Genomic DNA, 18512 nt, shown 5'->3' on the forward strand with positions numbered 1-18512 from the left:
ATCCAATTTGGAAATTCCAATATTTGAAATCCGTTGTGTTAGACGCGATAAATCGCATCTCTACGTGCGTCACGCGTATCGATTCCAATTATCCGTACAGACGCGATTTATCGCGTCTCAACACAATCCATATCATTCTATGGTTTAGACGCGATAAATCGCGTCTCTACACAAACATTTGCTGCAACAACCCTTTTTTGAACGTTTGTGTTTGGGTAATTTGTTTATTGGTGCTTTCTATTTTATCATCGATACTTGATAAAAAATTGGCTATTTTTTGTTGTTCTTCAAAAGATGGAAGTGGCAATTTAATTTCTGAAAAATATTTAAAACTAATCATTTTCCCATCTCTAATCCCTTCTAGATTTTTCTGCAATTCTTTTATATAAGAACTTGTTTTAAAATAAGTTTTGTAAAAAGACTTATTTACTTTCTCAGAAGTTGGTCTTAATATAATATAAGCAGGACTACATATTCCTTTATAATTTGAATATTCTATTCCTCCTTGAAAAGATCTTAAACTTATTACAAAATCTCCAATTTCAACCACTTTATAACTATCAATACTTTTATCAGTTACAGAAACTTTATATTCAATTAAATCTCTAGGAACTGCTCCTTGATCTTGAGTAATAGCAAGTATTGGTAAATCTGAATTATGATTTTTATTAGAAATACTTTCGAAAAGAACATTTCCATTTACTTTCTCCCAATCTGGATAATCCTCCCCATTCTCATCTTTAAACCGTAATTTACCAGAAAACAATTGTTGCATTACGCCTTTTTTGTATTGTTCTAATAATTCCTTTTTGCGAGAAAGTTGTTGTATTTTTTCATCGACAGCATTTAAAAAAGAAGCTATTTTTTGTTGTTCTGGGAGAGTTGGAAGTGTAATTTCTAATGTTTTTAGATCTGAATTATAAACATTGCTTATACTTGAACCTTTAGCTAGCTTGGATATTTTCTTTCTTAATTTTTCATTAATATAATACGAAACATAAACTTGTGAGTAAACATTTTCATTAACAGGTCTTAAAACGTTTATCGTTCTACCAATTGCTACATTTGCAACAGTTAATGCAGAAGCTGAGCCAATATCTAATGGGTCTTCACCTGCGGATGGAAGTAATATTTCATCTCCCTTACTAAAAAGCAATTCTGATCTATGCAAATTAGTTTTATTGATGATTTTATAAATTACTTCATTGTACATATGATATAATTCACCATATCTAACACAAGGAATTTCAAATTCAGGCGAAGCTTCACTTTGCTTAATATTTTTACCTGTTGAAAAAAGAAAAATATCTTTGAAAAAATGTTTTATATATATTTTGCCATTTCTAGCAAACCCCTGAAATCGTAATTTCGGTACCAAAGTTTTTTTCTTTTCACTCTGTAAAGTTGCTGTACTCATTAGAATGGTCTTTCAATTCCTAATTCAGCACAAAAGTCAGCAATTGTTTCATCTGTTGTCTTTTCAAGTATTGCTAATTCTCGCAATTCAGTTGTTATTGCTTTTAGATCTATTGTATCTTCTTCTTCAAAAGTATTTACATAACGAGGAATGTTTAAATTGTAATCTTGAGACGCAATAAATTGCGTCTTTACGAGATGGCTGTATTTTTCTTCTGTGATGCGGTTTTTATAGGTATTTATAATTTTGTCAATATCCTGATTACGCAATACGCTTTGGGTTTTTATTTTTTCGTAATGTTGGCTGGCATCTATAAATAAAATATTTCCTGCATCAGTTCTTTTTTTCTTTAAAACCAAAATACATGTTGGTATACTGGTTCCGTAAAAGATATTGGCAGGTAAACCAATTACAGCGTCTAAGTAATTTTTCTCTTTTATTAAATACTCACGTATGTGTCCTTCGGCACCGCCACGAAACAAAACACCGTGTGGTAAAACAACCGCCATCGTTCCGTTATCATCCAGCTGGTGAACCATATGTTGTACAAAAGCAAAATCGGCTTTGCTGCTCGGGGCTAGTTTTCCGTAAGCAGAGAAACGTTCGTCATTCATAAATAAAGGACTCGCGCTCCAATTGGCAGAAAAAGGAGGATTAGCAACAATAGCTTCAAAACGCATATCGTAATGTTGCGGGCGTTCTAAAGTATCTTCATTTTTAATATCAAAACGTTTGTAATGCACATCGTGCATAATCATGTTCATACGACATAAGTTGTACGTCGTAGGATTCATTTCTTGTCCGTAAAAAGCATTTACAGTTTTTACTTCTTTGGCAACACGTAATAATAACGAACCAGAACCACAAGTTGGGTCATAAACACTTTTAAGTTTGTCTTTGCCAACTGTTACCAATTGTGCCAAAATACTGCTGACTTGCTGTGGCGTATAAAATTCGCCTGCCTTTTTTCCAGCTCCACTTGCAAATTTTCCAATTAAATATTCATAGGCATCACCAAGAACATCGCTATCTACATTTTCTAAATCAAAATCTATTTCATCCAAATGCACAAGCACTTTTACAATTAATTCATTTTTATCTGATTCAGATTTTCCTAATTTATGAGAAGTTAAATCCAAGTCAGAAAATAAGTTTCCAAAATCTTCTTCACTTTCAGAGCCCATTGTACTTTGCTCAATGTGCGTAAGTACTTTTGCTAAATCACCGAGAATAAAATTGTTTTTTCCTCCTGCATTTCCTCTTCTTGCTATTTCAGAAAACAATTCAGATGGTTCTAAGAAAAAACCAAGTTTATCAATCGCCAATGATTTTAATTCCTGCTTTAATAAAGCTTCCTCAGCATGTCCTTCGATTTCCTGAAAAGTCAAACCGTCTGGTTTCAATACTTCATTAGCATACAAATCCATTTTTGTACTCAAGTATTTGTAGAAAATGAAACCTAATATATAATCTCTAAAATCATCTGCATCCATTTTCCCACGAAGGGTGTTAGCGATATTCCAGAGTTGTTGTTCTAATTTTTGTTTTTGTTCGGCTGCCATTAAGCAAGTATTTTTTTACATTATAATTATGAGTGCTAAAGTATTGAATATATACCGAAGTGTAAAGAGGAAAGCCATAATTAACTGCTTTTTTCAGGGAAAAATAAAGAGAACTTTTTTGGATCTCGCTATAAAATAATTTACATCTCGACTATTTTAACACAAAAGAGGCCGTATAAACCGCCTCTTTTTTTTTCAACCAAATCTTTTAATCATTTTTCTTATGATCATGTTCTTTTAAAGGCGGATAATCTTCCTTTTTTTCTGGTGTAACACGTCTTCTTTCGTCAAGTGTTCCATCCTCTTTTTTTGGTTTTGGACCTGGCTTAATAGCTTCAATTGTCTCCATACTATTTTGTTTTAATTGTTATATTAAGATTGGGTGACTATCACTTATCTTAATAACAAATAACATTATTAAAATCAAATTTTATTTATGGAAAACCATAATTGGAAGAATTATATAAAAAACATTTAATTCATTACGGTTTTCCATACTTTAATTTTAAATCGTTTCAGTATGTTTGTCTAAATAATAGATAAAACAACCTTTTTCAGGAATGATATTAGAAAATCTTAAAAATGGAGGTTTTATAGATTAATTGATCTCATTTTTTTTAATTATAATTATGAAAGAATTTAAAAATGTAATTTTATATGACTGGGTTGATTTTTTTAAATCAATTAGTACAGCACTTGACTTAATCGGTCAAAACAGGAAAAATAGAAACCATGATCTAAAAGAAAAGGCAAAAAATGTGTTTGGTGAAGGACATGCAATTTATACATATTCTGAAATAGATCCGTTTTCATTTATTTATACATTAGCTCAAAGAAACACCACCAATCAAAAAAAAAGTGTGTTTCAATCTTGTATTGACGTTTTTGAACTAGAAACTAAACTACCAACGGATTGGTACTTTCCGACACCTACACCGCAAACAAAAAGTTTATTTTATAACAAAGGAAAATACGCTGACAGTAATGGCAATACTTTTTCCGTTGATATTCTTTGGGATTTATTTTCAGATGTTGTAAATGATAAAAATCTTGACGAAAACAATTTTAAAGATGTTTTGTCGATAGTAAACGTAGGAGTGGTAAAATTTACGCAAACACTTTTTCTTATAAATGCCAAAAAGTTTCTGCCCATTGATGAGAGAACTACAGGAATATTAACAAATTCAATTAATCCAACTAAAGAAATAAAAAAATTAGGTCTACCTAAATATCAAGAATTCCTCAATTTCTATAAGAAAACATTTCCAGAATGTTACCCTTATGAGATTAATCTATTTTTAAGTCAATTTACAGGAAATGGAAAACAAATTCCTCTAAAAAAAGGCTTCTGTCAGGTAAGCACTATGGTAGATGGCCAAAATAAAAAAGATTATTACGATGATTTTATTCGAAATAATGCAGTTCGTGCAGGTAGTTCAGGTGAACATAAAACAAGAGGTGGTGAATATCCCCTAGAAAAAGTCTTTGATGGTGACGTAGTTTTAGTTAGAAGAGGAACTAAAAATATGGCTGGTATAGGCGTTATTATAGATAATGAATATTTAGAAGATGGATATGATGATGACAAAGCAATTAAAATTGTTTGGATTAATAAGTCGCAAAGAAAATTAAATAATGCATTAGGTGATTGGACAGGATTTAATTTAGCTACAGATAATACAATTCGAAAAATTAAAGAGGTTTATACCGATACTTTTGATCTTATAGATTCCTTAACATCACCAAATAATAACACAGTAGAAAATAAAAATACTATCAATAATATGACCAACAATAACTTAAATCAGATTTTATATGGTCCACCTGGCACAGGAAAAACTCACAGACTTAAAAATGAGTTTTTTGATAAATTCACTCTTAAGAAACCATCATTATCTAGAGAACAATTTCTTGAATTTTTTGCTTCAGAAATGAATTGGTGGCAAATCATTAGTGTTGTCGTCTATGATTTAGAAAGCGCAAAAGTAAATGATATATACGATCATGAATTAGTCAAAGTAAAAGAAAAATTATCTAATTCAAGAACAGTAACAAGTACAATTTGGGAACAATTACAAAGACATACTACTTTAGACTGTAAAAATGTAAACGTAAAAATAAAAGACAGATCAGAACCACTATACTTCAGTAAAGATGAGAAATCAAATTGGACTATTGATAGTGAATTATTAAAACAATATTATCCAAAAGCTTTTGAAATTTTAGATTATATTCAAAACTTCACAGGAAATGAAGATATCGTATTAAAAAACTATGATTTAGTTACATTTCATCAATCCTTTAGTTATGAAGATTTTATAGAAGGAATAAAACCTAAATTAGAAGATGGAGAAACAGAATTAAATTTCGAAATCAAGGATGGAATATTTAAAAAAATTTGCTTAAAAGCTGAAGCTAATCCAAATAATAATTATGCCATTTTTATTGACGAAATTAACAGGGGAAATGTTTCTGCAATTTTTGGGGAATTAATTACTCTAATTGAAGAAGATAAGAGACTCGGTGCGAAAAACGAACTTAAAATAAAATTACCTTATTCTAAAAGCGAGTTTGGAGTTCCTTCTAATCTTTACATAATAGGAACAATGAATACTGCCGACAGAAGCGTAGAAGCTTTAGATACTGCTCTAAGAAGACGTTTTTGTTTTGTTGAAATGATGCCTGATTTAGAAGTCGTCTCAGGGAAAAATTTTACTGATTATGATAGAGTCCAAATAATGAAAAAAATTAATCAACGAATAGAATTGTTGTTGGATCGTAATTACACTTTAGGGCATTCATATTTTATCAAAGAAGATTTTACGAATTCTTTTAAAGATGAGATTATCCCTTTACTACAAGAATATTTCTATAATGATTGTGGAAAAATAGGTTTAATTTTAGGAAGAGGATTTGTAAGAGAAAAAGAAATTTCGAAAAACAATAATGCTTCCCTATTTGCTGATTTTGATACTAAAAATGAAGTTGATATAATTAAATCATATGAAATAATTCCTTTTGACGAGATTGATTTTAAAATTGCAATAGAAACATTATTAGCTTAAAAATGCTCAAAGAAAATACCATACAAGTTTTTGAACACGCTTTTCTTCCTATAAAAAGGAAGTTCGAGCAGCGTCATTTTGTGGCTCTTTCTAAACTAAACGCATTACATAATTACAAATATTTTGATTTACGGCATAATGGAATAAAACTCAAACAATTTGTAGGTGTTATTCAAGTAGCCGGACTAACAATTGAAATTTTACCTAAAATAGATAATCACAATGGTGATGAAGCATTATGGCAAAAAGCTCTAATAGAAATGCTTCGCGTTACCAAAAAATTGAAAGTACAAAAAGTAGATCAGGCAAATGTAAACAGACAAAATATTCATTTGTTGGATCTTTATTTTGAGTGGTTTTTAAATGAAGTCCAATTATTAATTCATCATGGATTAATAAAACAGTATTATAAAGAAACTAATAATGTTAAAGCATTAAAAGGTAAACTTGAATTTGCAGGACATATCAGTAAAAATCTGGTACATAAAGAAAGATTCTACACCACTCACCAAGTTTATGAAAAAGATCATCTTGTTCATCAAATTCTATTTAAAGCTTTAGATATTGTAGAAAAATGTACTAAAGGAAATTATTTATATTCCAAATGTAAAACAGTACAACTAGATTTTCCTGAAGTAAAAAACATGTCAGTCACTGAAGCTACATTTTCTAAAATTCCTAAAACTAGAAAAACTGCTCCTTATGAAACTGCATTGACAATTTCAAAATTCATTATTTTAAATTTTGCGCCAAATATTTCAAGTGGTTCAGAAAATATGTTGGCTTTGCTGTTCGATATGAATTCTTTATGGGAACAATACATATTGGCTAGATTAAGACAATCTACTAGAGAGATAACTGTGTATGGTCAGCAATCAAATCAATTTTGGAATGGTATTTCAATACGGCCTGATATTGTTTTAGATAATGGATTCGATAAATTCATTATAGATACAAAATGGAAAAACATTTCCTATAACAATCCTTCAACACATGATTTGCGCCAAATGTATGTGTATAATGATTATTGGTTTTCAACAAAAGCCATGCTTTTATATCCATCCAATGAAACAGAAGCACCTGAATTTAAACATTTTGAAAAAAATAGTTCAAGACAAAATCAGCATCAATGTGCACTAGGAAAAATCTCTATTTTTGATAAAGATGGTACAACATTAAATAAAAATATCGGAGATTGTATAATAGATTGGTTTATTAAGTCATAATGAATTTATCAATCCCCTTACTACTCCTCATACATCTCCATCCACAACCTCGTCTCCTCCAAATCCAGTTCCTTCTCAATCTTCCTGAAAATCTCTTCATTGACAGAACCGGATTTGTGCATCGATTCTAGTTTGTTGCGTTCCACATTCAAAAGATCGATTTGAAGTTTGGTGAAATCGTTGAAGATCTCGCCGCCCATTATATTTCCTTTCCCGAAGAAATTGGCTGGGAGTTCAGTTTTTTGGAGGCGGTTGAATTTTACCTCGTATTTGCTTTTGATGTTGTGGAGCAAGTCATCGTTGAGTAACGAGAAATTATCTTCGATATGGGTAATGGTTTGCGAAACGATGATGTTTCTTATCTCATATTCTTCGGCGATTATGGAATACTTTTCGATTTTTAGTTTTTTAATCAGCCAAGGAAGTGTCAATCCCTGAATGACCAAAGTCGAAAGAATCACACAAAATACCAGATAAATGATGAGGTTTCGTAATGGGAATGCCTCCGTTTCGTTCATCATTAGCGGAAGCGCTAAAGCCGCAGCCATCGACACCACCCCACGCATTCCGGACCAGCCAAAAACAATCATGTTCCTGAAATCGAATTCCTCCTGCAAACGGATTTTTTTACTGATATATCTTGGCAGCAAAGTCGCCGGAATCACCCATAAAAAACGCACCAAAATCACGACAATACTTACCGAAGCGCCCCAAATAAACAAAGACCAACCAGAGTAATCCCCGATTCCTTCGATAATTTGTCGCAACTGCAATCCGATTAAGATAAAGATCAATCCGTTTAGAATATTGGTTAGAACACTCCAGATTGTTCCCGTCATGATTCGGCTTTCGTGCGTGAAAATCGTTCCTGATCTTGCCGAAAGAAAAAGTCCGGTTGCCACTACGGCCAAAACTCCCGAAGCTTCAAAATGTTCTGCAATTAAGTACGAAGCAAAAGGCGTTAGTAAAGTTAATGTCGCTTCGATCACCTCATCGCAGACAAACTTTTTATGAATAAAACTCATGATATATCCTACGCCCAATCCAATGGCGATTCCTAAAACCGACATGATCACAAAGTTCAGTCCGGCTTGCCAGAGGACAAAATTTCCGGCAGTAATAGCAGTCAAAGCATATTTGTAAGCGACCAGACCACTGGCATCATTCACCAGACTTTCACCTTCAAGAATCGCAATTAACCTCGGATGCAAACCCAAACCTTTTGTAATAGAAGTAGCCGAAACCGCATCAGGAGGCGAAACGATCGCACCCAATAAAAAAGCTAACGGCCAGGAGATATCATCTATTAGCATATGTGCCGCAACAGCCACGGCAACAGTAGTAAAAAGTACCAAACCTACGGCCGCCAAAGTAATTGGTCGGATTGTTTGTTTAAAATCTGACCAACTGGTGTACCACGCCGCGTGATACAAAAGCGGCGGCAAGAAGACAATAAACACCACTTCGGGACTTAAAGCAATGACCGGAAGTCCCGGAATGACGCTAATAATGACTCCGCAAAGCACCAGCACAATCGGAATGGGGAAATTGTATTTTTTACTGATAAGGCTTAGGAATGCAACCCCGAAAAGTAACATGATAATTACGGTAATATTTTCCATTTTCTGATTGTTTTGGTAATTCTGGTATTTAGAGTACGAATATAATATTTTTAAATCTTTGCATTAATTTTTTTAAACACATAGAAACATAGATTAAAACTTTATTAAAGATGATTTTAAAAATCCTGATTTTCTCACATAGCTATAACCTATATCAAAACCAATGATTTCTGACAGCTTACTATGTGAATTCATGTTGAAGTGAAACGACTTTTATATTCGCCCTCTAAAGCTATGTTTCTGTGTGTTTAAAAATTGTAGCAACTGATTAAAAAAAAATACAATGCTGAGATAAAATGCAGTAACCTAAAAATACTCCTTTTGAGAACTTTGACAAAGTTGGTAACATCGTTATTTTTAAAATTTCCATCTTTCAAAAAAATCCTAATAATCCTTTATCCCGATAGCTATCGGGAGTGACAAAAAAATTAAACACAACACAATTAAACTCCAACCCGCAAATCCTCTTTTAACCAAATTTTATCATACTTTCCATCATAAATACCCTAAAAAAAATTACATTTGACCCTTAAATTCATTGCCTTACATTATGATTCAGAAAAGAAATTTTATTGGTTTACTGACCTTAATAGCCGTCTTTTTTTACGCGCCGTTAACCTATTCTCAAACCAAGGCCGTTACAACTGAAACCGCACCGGCTAAAGCTGATACTACTCCGCCTAAAACCCCAACCAAATCTAAACTTTTTGAGGAAAGTGCTACCGACAGCGATTATTTGATGGCGATCGAAAAAGCGGGTGAGGTTTTAGAATCTGCTCATAATGACACTGAGTTTGACGGTAACAGTCATCATTTATTTGGCGAAATTAAAAGAACGCAAGGCAAACTCGACCTTATTCTGGCGAGTTTAAAAGGTGCTAATCCTAATGTGCGCAACCAGCAAATGTATCGTATTGTCCTGAAAGAAATCGAACAGGAACTGGACGAACAAAACACAGCAATTAATTCCCGAAATCTGGCGCTTGAAAAAATCAAAGGCAGGGTAATCGAGTTGCGCAAGGACAAAACCCTGATGGGGCTTTTGACAGACACCGTTAAACGCAAACAATTTAAAAAAGAATTTGCCAACCTAAAAAGCAGGTACCTGAGTACGGACAGTTTAATGACCAAAAATCAGGGCATTTTAAATACGAATAAAAGACTAACTGTAGAAAGAAAAATTGCGGTTTCGAATGCTTTAATTACGGTAGAGAGCAAACTGGAACAATCCGGAATAAGCATGCTCAAAAAAGAATATCCTGTTTTATGGAGTACCAGCGATTCTACAGCTAAAAAAATTGTCGGAAAAAATATCAAGGCTAAAATAATCATCGAAGAGAATGTGGCTTCGTACTATTTGAGTTATAAAGCTGGCGCCTTAATCTTTTTGGTTTTGCTAATGGGATTATTGGGCTGGTACATTTTACGCAATTTAAAATACCTTAAAAATAACGGCCATGATGAACATTTATCAGAGTTTAATTTTAAATATTTAAATCGCGGTATTATCGTTCCTGTTGCTGTAGTGGGTCTTAACATTGCGGTGGTGAGTAATTTATATGCTCCGGCGATGTTTATAGAGCTCATTCAGCTTGGTCTTTTGGGACTTATCACAATTCTTTTCAAAGACAATTGGTCAAAAGTGGCGATGCGCAATTGGCTGCTTCTTTTAGTTTTATTTTTTGTATTGTGTTTCCTTGACTTATTTATTGCCGTTGGTTTTATACAACGCTGCGCTTTTATTATCATCAATATTTTGGGTGTTCGTTATGGATTTGTTCAGATAAAAACCCTGAAAGATCAGCTTTACTACAAAGGATTTTTTAAATGGGCGACGATCATTTTTATTGGTCTGAATGTTCTGGCGATCCTTAATAATCTCTTCGGAAGAGTTTCGCTGGCCAATATGTTAAGCATAACTGCTTTTATATCGCTTACGCAAATTGTTGCATTAAGCGTTCTTTTGAAAATAATTTTAGAAATTATCCTTTTACAAATTTATACTACCCGTGTAAAACGCGGTATCGAAAAGATTTTTGATTACGAAAGCTTGTCTGAAACACTCAAAAAACCTTTCATCATCGTAATCACTTATATGTGGGTTGTGGTAATCGCAGCCAATTTAAACATTTGGGAATCGCTGCGTACGGGTTTAAATTCATTATTAAATCATCCTAATACCATCGGGAGTATCACTTTTACGTTAGGAAACATCGTGTTGTTTTTTATCATTATCTGGATGGCCCATTTACTACAGAATTATGTGGCATATTTCTTTGGTGAAGTTGATGATGAAAACGAAGAAAACATCAATAAAAAACAACATTCTAAATTACTGATCACAAGATTGTTGGTATTAATTTGTGGTTACCTTTTGGCCGTTGCCGCATCCGGAATGCCATTGGATAAACTAAGTATTTTATTAGGAGCTTTGGGAGTTGGTGTGGGACTTGGACTTCAGAGTGTGGTAAACAATTTCGTTTCGGGTATTATTTTGATTTTTGATAAACCGATACAAATTGGAGACGTAATCAATATTGCTTCTGAATCTGGTCGTGTAAAATCGATGGGATTGCGTACCACCAAAATCAACTCGGCAAACGGTGCTGAAATCATTATACCAAATGGTAATTTATTATCGCAAAACATTACCAACTGGACGTACACTGATAATTATAAACTGGTAGAAATCGCTGCAGAAATTAGCGGAGATGTTATGCCGGAAGATATTAATGCCTTAATATTAGAATCTCTTGAAAGCATGGATTTAGTCAATAATACTAAACCTCCGCAGATTTATTACACTGCTATTGCCGATGGAAAATTCAAACTGCAAATAAAATTCTGGTGCAGTATTTACCGTACCGAAGAAACCATTAGCAGTGCACGTCAGGTTCTTTTTAGTAATTTTAAAGCTAAAGGTTTGACCTTATCAACATAAAAAATAATTTAGATTATATCTTAAAATCCGTCAAATCAATTTTTGGCGGATTTTTTTTGAAATTAATTTCATTAATAAAAGGACATTAACAATTGTTGCATTTAACAAAAGCTTTTTTTATTTTTAAAATTCATTAAAAAAAAGAATACTTTAAAAATCGTAAACTGCTAATTTTAAAAACAATAACTCCAAATTACAGATTATTGAATTAGAATTGAAAGCGTTAAATTTATCGGTATATTACTGATTAATAGTAATAAAATTAGTTCTATCTTAGCAGAATTAAATCGATTTTGAATTAATTGTGATCTCTAATTAAGAGAAAGACAGCTCAAAAGCGATATAATTATGAAATTTAAAGGTGAATTTAATTTTTAAAAAGTAAAAAATTTATAATACTCAAAATGATTAAACAGAATTACAATTTATTGCTGGCGGATGATGATGAAGATGATTGCGATTTTTTTAAAGAAGCACTGGATGAATTAACGCTTCCTGTATCTCTCGTAACTGTTAATGATGGCGTGCAGCTTATGGATTTTTTAGCAGATCATAGTGGAGACAATTTACCGGACCTGCTTTTTCTGGATCTTAATATGCCCCGCAAAAATGGCTCTGAATGTCTGAAAGAAATAAAAGAAAGCGAAGTTCTCAAAAACCTTCCTGTTATTATTTTTTCTACTTCGCTCGACAATGAGATTGTCGACGTGATGTATGCAAAAGGAGCAACTTATTACATTCGTAAACCGGGGGAATTTTCTCAATTAAAAAAAGTCATCGAAAATGCTCTGAATGCAGTATCCGAAAATAATTTTAAGCAACCTCTAAGAGAGCAATTTATCCTCCAACCCTAATTCGTTTCCAGAATGAGCATTACAGATCATAATCATTATTTTCTATCCGATGGTGGCGAAATGGGTAAATTGATCCGTGCTAAAGATTGGAGTAAAACATCTTTGGGTGATCCTGACAACTGGCCTCAAAGTCTCAAAACCATTGTTGCCCTAATGCTCAACAACCCGTTTGGAATGTTAGTAGTTTGGGGTGACGATTATACGCAAATATACAACGATACTTACAGTCAGATTCTGGGCTCTAAACATCCCAAAGCCTTAGGAATTAGTTCTCAAACTACATTTTCAGAAGTTTGGGATATCCTTGCTCCTATGTTTCATGATGTCATGAAAGGAAGTTCGGTTAGTTTTCCGGATTTTAAATTGACATTGGACAGAAATGGATATGATGAAGATTGTTATTTCGATTTCTCGTACAGCCCCATTAAAAAAGAAGATGGTGTAATAGGCGGTCTTTTGGTCACCGTTATCGAAAGTACCGAAAAAGTACGCGCAACAGCAGCACTAAAAGAAAGTAATCTAAGATTTAGAAATAACATCATGCAGGCTCCTGTGGCGATGTGCGTTATGAGAGGACCAGATCATGTTGTAGAAATTGCAAACGACCAAATGATTCAGTTATGGGGGGTCGAAGCTAACGAAATTCTTAATAAACCTGTTTTTGATGCTTTACCCGAAACAAGAAATCAATATCTTGAAGATGTACTCAATAATGTATACAAAACGGGTATAAAGTTTGTTGCCAACGAGCAACTTGTCAAACTGCCCCGTAACGGCAAAATAGAAGATACACATTTGAATTTTGTTTACGAAGCACTGAGAGAAGCCGATGGCAGTATTTCAGGAGTAGTTGGCATTGCAATAGAAGTAACTTCGCAAGTGCTTTCGCGGTCGAAAGTGGTCGAAAGTGAGCAAAAAGTAAGAGAGTTGGTCGAAAATGCACCTTTCCCGATTGCCTTGTATGCAGGAAAGGAAATGATCGTTGAACTGGCCAATGATTCTATTATAAAAATATGGGGAAAAGGTAATGATGTTATCGGAAAATCATTCAAAGATGTCGTTCCGGAGCTCGATAACCAATTGGTTTTTGAGCAAATTACTGAAGTCTTAAACAGCGGAAAATCTTTTCATACCCAAAATACCCCTCTTGATCTTACTGTCGATGGAAAATTACATACCTATTATTTCAATTACAGCCTGACGCCAATATATGATGTAAACGGTAATGTTTATGGTGTAATGAATACAGGAGTCGATTTGACTGATCTGAATTTAGCCAAGAAAAAAATAGAGGAAAACGAACAGAATTTGCGCAGTATGGTTTCGCAATCGCCTATTGGTATTTGCGTACTGGATGCAGGAACTTTAATAACAGAAATTGTAAACGACAGTTTTATTGAAGTTGCAGGAAAAAAATACGAGGAAATTGCAGGAAAACATTATTGGGATGCTTTTGCCGAGGTAAGATCTGCTTACGAAATTCCGCTACAAAAAGTAATTGAAGAAGGTAATCCGTTTTATGCCAATGAGGTCGAAATGAATCTCATCAGACACGGCAAAGAAGAAAAAATATATGTCACTTTTGTTTATGCTCCGCTAAAAAATATAGGAGGAAAAGTAACAAAAATTGCCATTTGGGTGCTGGACAATACACCACAAGTAAATGCCCGACAAAAAATTGAAGAAGCTGATAAACGTTTCAGAAATACGGTAAAACAAGCGCCTGTTGGAATTACTATTTTACGTGGACCTAATCATGTAGCAGAAATGGCCAATGAAGCTTATTTAAAATTGGTAGGAAAAGAAGAAAGCAGCTTTGTTGGCAAACCTTTGTTTGATTCTTTGCCGGAAGTAAAAGGAACTGTTGGCGATCTTTTAGATTCTGTTTATTCAACCGGAATTCCTTATCACGGAAATGAATTACCTGTACCAATTAACCGATCTGGAAATCCCGAAATTTTCTATTTTGATTTTCTTTACCATCCTTTAAAAGAAGAAAATGGAGAAATTTCAGGCATCATCGTGACCGCAACAGAAGTTACTGAAAAAGTTGAATCCAGAAAGAAAACAGAACTCAACGAAGAAAGACTTAACATTATAGTCGAAGCCAGTGAATTGGGAACCTGGGAATTATATGTAAAAACAAAAGACCTCCAGTACTCAAACCGATATCTGGAAATTGTTACGGGCCATAAAAATCTCGAATATTTAACTCATGCCCAACTTCTTAGCCATGTGCATCCTGATGACTTACACATACGTGAAAAAGCATTCAAAGAAGCTATTGCTATAGGCAACATTCATTATGAAGCCAGAGTAATATGGGATGATCAATCGATTCATTGGGTTGAAGCCAAAGGAAAAGTATTTTATGATTCAGAAAACAATCCTGAAAGATTGTTAGGAACGATAAGAGATATTACCGACGAAAAAAATCACCAGCAGGAACTTGAAGCAAGCGAAAAAAGATTCCGAAAACTGGTCATGGAATCTCCTGTTCCTAAAGCGATCTTAAAAGGCAAAGACATGGTGATAGAAATGGTCAATGGCGCCTTATTGAAAAACATCTGGAAAAAAAATGAAAGCGATATTCAGGGTAAAAATATATTAGAGGTTTTCCCGGAACTCAAAAAACAAAAATATGCCAGACTTTTAAATGAAGTCTACAGTACCGGAAACGTACATTCAGAATCTGAATCTTTATTTTATATCATGATCAATAGTATCGAGCATAAAATGTATATTGATTTTGAATTTGCACCTCAACGTGAGTTAGACGATACTATTTCAGGAATAAAAATCACCATGATTGATGTTACCGAAAAAGTAGAAGCAAGAAAAAAAATAGAAGAAAGCGAAAAAAGATTCCGTTCCCTGACCGAAAGTATTCCTCAGCTTATTTGGGAAACAGACGATAAAGGCAATGCATTGTTTACCTCAGGCAAATGGTTCGAATATACTGGAGTAGTTCCTAACGGCGAAGCAGCTTGGAAAGCCATGATTCATCCTGACGATTTTGATGAAAACTCCAGAATATGGAACAAAAGCCTGACAACCGGGACAATATACAAAGCCGATGTGAGGGTTTTAAGAAAAGACGGAACCTATAGATGGCATTCTGTTATTGGTGAACCCGTTTTGAATAAAGACAATAAAATCATTAAATGGGTAGGTGCTTTTACCGATATCCAGACAGAAAAAGCTTTTACCCAGGAATTAGAAAAGCAGGTTACCGCACGTACCAAAGAACTGGAGCAAAAAAATGTCGAGCTGGAGCAAATGAACAAAGAGCTTCAGTCGTTTGCTTATATTTCGAGTCACGATTTACAGGAACCTTTGCGAAAAATTCAAACTTTTGCAACGCAGATTATCGAGAAAGAATCTGATAATTTATCCGATTCCGGAAAAGATAAATTTCAGCGTATGCAAAATGCAGCACAGCGAATGCAAACGCTTATCAATGATCTGCTCTCTTACTCGAGAACCAATATTCAGGAAAGAAAATTCGAAAAAGTGAATCTTTCTAAAATTATCGATGAGGTAAAAGAAGACCTGAAGGAAGAGCTGGAGCAAAAAAGAGCCATAATAGAAATTGAGAATACCTGCGAAGCAAGTATTATTCCGTTTCAGTTCAGACAATTATTGTATAATCTGGCCAGTAATTCCATAAAATTTGCCAATCCGGATATTCCTACTGTAATAAAAATAAACTGTGAATTTACCAAAGGCGAAAATTTAGATCATGAGTCTTTAATTAAAGAAGTAAATTATTGCCACATTAGTTTATCTGATAACGGTATTGGTTTTGAACCTCAGTACAGCAAAAAGATTTTCGAAGTTTTTCAGCGTTTACACGGAAAACTCGAATACACCGGAACAGGAATTGGACTTGCAATCGTAAAAAAAATTGTAGAAAACCATAACGGAATTATCACCGCCAAAGGCGAAAAAAATAAAGGAGCTACTTTTGATATTTATATCCCTGTAATTTAAGTTTAAGCTTAAATCTAAAACAATAAAAAACGGAAACAACTTTTAGAAAATCGTTTCCGTTTTCGTTTTTTAATCCTCCCAAGGAATTAAAAAAATTTACTTTGATAGATTATCTTGTATAAACAGTAATAATACCAGTTGCTTTATCTTTCAATTTCAGCTCTTTGTTTGTAAGGTTCATGATATCGCTAGTTGAGCTTAAAGCACCAACAGTAAGCGTTAAATCATTATGAGATCTTACATAAGTTCCTGTAGTTTCTACTAAGGCACAATCAGAACCATTGTAATCACCAATAACAGCTGCATTGCTTAATCTTAGATCTAAATAATCTTTTTTGCATCCCGCTTGATTTTGCGGAGCATCAATTAAGACCTCTTTACCGTCAATAATTGTTCCTGTTTGGCTTAGGTTGTAAACACCCTGAATTGGAACGATTGTTTCCCCGTCATTGTCATCGCTGCTACAAGATGCTGCAAATAAACCCATGCTCAATAATAATCCGAATAATATTCTTTTAGTTTTCATGTTTGATTTCTTTAAAATTATTTTATGCTAAATTAGTTTTAAAGTCCTCCAACAATGTTCTATAATTTTCGGTTTGATTTACATAATTCCATTTAAGTTTAAAGAATTTATTTACACAATTAAATTAAAGATATTATTTACATGGCTTATTACTTACGTATTTACCTATCATATGATTGGTTATAGGCTTTAAATATAAACTCTTTCTTTCTGGATGATATCCTATTTGATTAAAGCATTCTAATGAATCTCGGGATCTGGCATAAAAAACAACCGCTTTCTCATTTTTAAAGAAGGCCGTTGTATCGCATACTTTCATCCTTTTCATATTAATCTGATTTGGATCTAACAGTTCAATGTTGTTATCTGCCGCTTTCAAATCGCAATCTACAATTTCATAGTTATTACCAGTCCATTGCATACAGCCTTTCGCAGGAAATGCAAAAAAGATAACTGGGAACCCTATAAATAAAACTAAAGCAACACCTATTATTGTATTCTTAATTCTTTGCTTCAATTTACTTGGAGGATTCTCTTTACCAGAACTTTCTTCTTCATTTTCATCTTTCTCTTCTACTTCGCTTTCCTCTTCTACTTCGCTTTCTTTTACATTTTCACTTTCCTCTCCTGCGTCACTTTCTTTTACATTCTCACTTTCCTCTTCTTCTTCACTTTCCTTTACCTCTACATGTTCCTTTTCTTGTATTATCCCCTTGTCTATTCCTTTTTCTCTTTCCTTCTCATCAAGAAAAACTTCCAGATCTCCTGAACCATCATTTTGTAACTTTTGTTGATTTACTAAAATTACTCCATCATCACCTTTAATTTCATCAGGATACAAATTGTGAATTCTAAATTTATTAAAAGGCCTTGGTTCAAAGTCAACCAGAATTGCTGCTAACTCTATTGTGCTCCTTTTTGCTGGCTTTTTCCCTTCTTTATAAAAAGTGCCAACTTTTCTAAATTTATCCGTGTATGTAGTTGAAGTATTTTCTTCTTTTGGATCAAATTCAAACTTAAAAAAATCCAAATATACTTTCAAATCATCATATTTAGGATTAGATCTAAAAATCTTCCAGCATAAATCCCTTAAACTTGCTTGGCCTGGAACAGCTAAAAAATCATAATACTCTGCTCCTTCTTTTTCTTTTCGATATTTTGCTCTAATAGCTTCTTTATACTCATTTTCAACATTTTCTCGGGTAGTTTTTTCCATAAGCTCTCAGGATTTTCAGGATTTTTAAGTTTTTTTCCAGGATTTTTTAAGTTTTTCGGGAGATCTCAGGAAAGTTAGTATATCCCGGAA

At 33.4% G+C, this 18512-nt stretch carries 11 protein-coding genes; 5 read left to right on the top strand and 6 right to left on the bottom strand.

The window, feature by feature from the left end:
- Positions 1-166 precede the first annotated feature (166 nt).
- From LNP81_RS25985 to LNP81_RS25995, 3 genes are all read right to left on the bottom strand, one after another.
- Positions 167-1417: a restriction endonuclease subunit S gene (locus LNP81_RS25985; protein ID WP_230040425.1), complete on the bottom strand. Its 1251-nt coding sequence runs from the start codon at positions 1415-1417 to the stop codon at positions 167-169.
- A complete protein-coding gene (locus LNP81_RS25990; protein ID WP_230040427.1) occupies positions 1417-2979 on the bottom strand; it encodes a type I restriction-modification system subunit M in 1563 nt (520 codons plus the stop codon). Before LNP81_RS25990 ends, LNP81_RS25985 begins: the two co-directional genes overlap by 1 nt.
- Positions 2980-3187: 208 nt before the next feature.
- Positions 3188-3328: a hypothetical protein gene (locus tag LNP81_RS25995; protein ID WP_230040428.1), complete on the bottom strand. Its 141-nt coding sequence runs from the start codon at positions 3326-3328 to the stop codon at positions 3188-3190.
- 280 nt (positions 3329-3608) lie between these two features.
- Here LNP81_RS25995 and LNP81_RS26000 point away from each other — a divergent pair, with 280 nt between their 5' ends.
- Both LNP81_RS26000 and LNP81_RS26005 read left to right on the top strand, forming a co-directional pair.
- Positions 3609-6044 carry an McrB family protein gene (locus LNP81_RS26000; protein WP_230040429.1) on the top strand — a complete coding sequence of 812 codons (2436 nt, stop codon included), beginning with the start codon at positions 3609-3611 and terminating at the stop codon, positions 6042-6044.
- A gap of 2 nt (positions 6045-6046) precedes the next feature.
- The gene (locus LNP81_RS26005; RefSeq protein WP_230040430.1) at positions 6047-7270 is read left to right on the top strand and encodes an McrC family protein; all 1224 of its coding nucleotides are present in this window, start codon (positions 6047-6049) and stop codon (positions 7268-7270) included.
- A 20-nt stretch (positions 7271-7290) separates the two neighbouring features.
- Here the strand turns inward: LNP81_RS26005 and LNP81_RS26010 are convergent, their stop codons facing one another.
- Positions 7291-8892 (bottom strand): Na+/H+ antiporter, encoded by a 1602-nt coding sequence (locus LNP81_RS26010; protein ID WP_230040431.1) that lies wholly within the window; start codon positions 8890-8892, stop codon positions 7291-7293.
- Positions 8893-9442: 550 nt separating this feature from the next.
- On the opposite strand from LNP81_RS26010, the gene LNP81_RS26015 reads away from it, so the two are divergent.
- From LNP81_RS26015 to LNP81_RS26025, 3 genes are all read left to right on the top strand, one after another.
- On the top strand, positions 9443-11833 hold the full coding sequence (locus tag LNP81_RS26015; protein ID WP_230040432.1) for a mechanosensitive ion channel family protein: 2391 nt from the start codon (positions 9443-9445) through the stop codon (positions 11831-11833).
- 404 nt (positions 11834-12237) lie between these two features.
- Positions 12238-12687 (top strand): response regulator, encoded by a 450-nt coding sequence (locus LNP81_RS26020; RefSeq protein WP_230040433.1) that lies wholly within the window; start codon positions 12238-12240, stop codon positions 12685-12687.
- Between the two features lie 12 nt (positions 12688-12699).
- Positions 12700-16680: a PAS domain-containing sensor histidine kinase gene (locus LNP81_RS26025; RefSeq protein ID WP_230040435.1), complete on the top strand. Its 3981-nt coding sequence runs from the start codon at positions 12700-12702 to the stop codon at positions 16678-16680.
- A gap of 109 nt (positions 16681-16789) precedes the next feature.
- Here the strand turns inward: LNP81_RS26025 and LNP81_RS26030 are convergent, their stop codons facing one another.
- Together LNP81_RS26030 and LNP81_RS26035 are read right to left on the bottom strand one after the other, a co-directional pair.
- Positions 16790-17206, bottom strand: coding sequence for a lipocalin family protein (locus LNP81_RS26030; RefSeq protein WP_230040437.1), 417 nt, complete (start codon positions 17204-17206; stop codon positions 16790-16792).
- Between the two features lie 133 nt (positions 17207-17339).
- Complete coding sequence (locus LNP81_RS26035) at positions 17340-18422, bottom strand: hypothetical protein (protein ID WP_230040439.1); 1083 nt, start codon at positions 18420-18422, stop codon at positions 17340-17342.
- Between the last annotated feature and the right edge of the window lie 90 nt (positions 18423-18512).

This window comes from Flavobacterium piscisymbiosum (assembly GCF_020905295.1).
Lineage (GTDB): Bacteria > Bacteroidota > Bacteroidia > Flavobacteriales > Flavobacteriaceae > Flavobacterium > Flavobacterium piscisymbiosum.

Bases quoted from the DNA above. Each gene is read 5' to 3' on its own strand.
- LNP81_RS26020 (WP_230040433.1), top strand. From the start codon at position 12,238: ATGATTAAACAGAATTACAATTTATTGCTGGCGGATGATGATGAAGAT.
- LNP81_RS25995 (WP_230040428.1), bottom strand. From the start codon at position 3,328: ATGGAGACAATTGAAGCTATTAAGCCAGGTCCAAAACCAAAAAAAGAG.
- LNP81_RS26005 (WP_230040430.1), top strand. From the start codon at position 6,047: ATGCTCAAAGAAAATACCATACAAGTTTTTGAACACGCTTTTCTTCCT.
- LNP81_RS26035 (WP_230040439.1), bottom strand. From the start codon at position 18,422: ATGGAAAAAACTACCCGAGAAAATGTTGAAAATGAGTATAAAGAAGCT.
- LNP81_RS25990 (WP_230040427.1), bottom strand. From the start codon at position 2,979: ATGGCAGCCGAACAAAAACAAAAATTAGAACAACAACTCTGGAATATC.
- LNP81_RS25985 (WP_230040425.1), bottom strand. From the start codon at position 1,417: ATGAGTACAGCAACTTTACAGAGTGAAAAGAAAAAAACTTTGGTACCG.
- LNP81_RS26015 (WP_230040432.1), top strand. From the start codon at position 9,443: ATGATTCAGAAAAGAAATTTTATTGGTTTACTGACCTTAATAGCCGTC.
- LNP81_RS26030 (WP_230040437.1), bottom strand. From the start codon at position 17,206: ATGAAAACTAAAAGAATATTATTCGGATTATTATTGAGCATGGGTTTA.
- LNP81_RS26010 (WP_230040431.1), bottom strand. From the start codon at position 8,892: ATGGAAAATATTACCGTAATTATCATGTTACTTTTCGGGGTTGCATTC.
- LNP81_RS26000 (WP_230040429.1), top strand. From the start codon at position 3,609: ATGAAAGAATTTAAAAATGTAATTTTATATGACTGGGTTGATTTTTTT.
- LNP81_RS26025 (WP_230040435.1), top strand. From the start codon at position 12,700: ATGAGCATTACAGATCATAATCATTATTTTCTATCCGATGGTGGCGAA.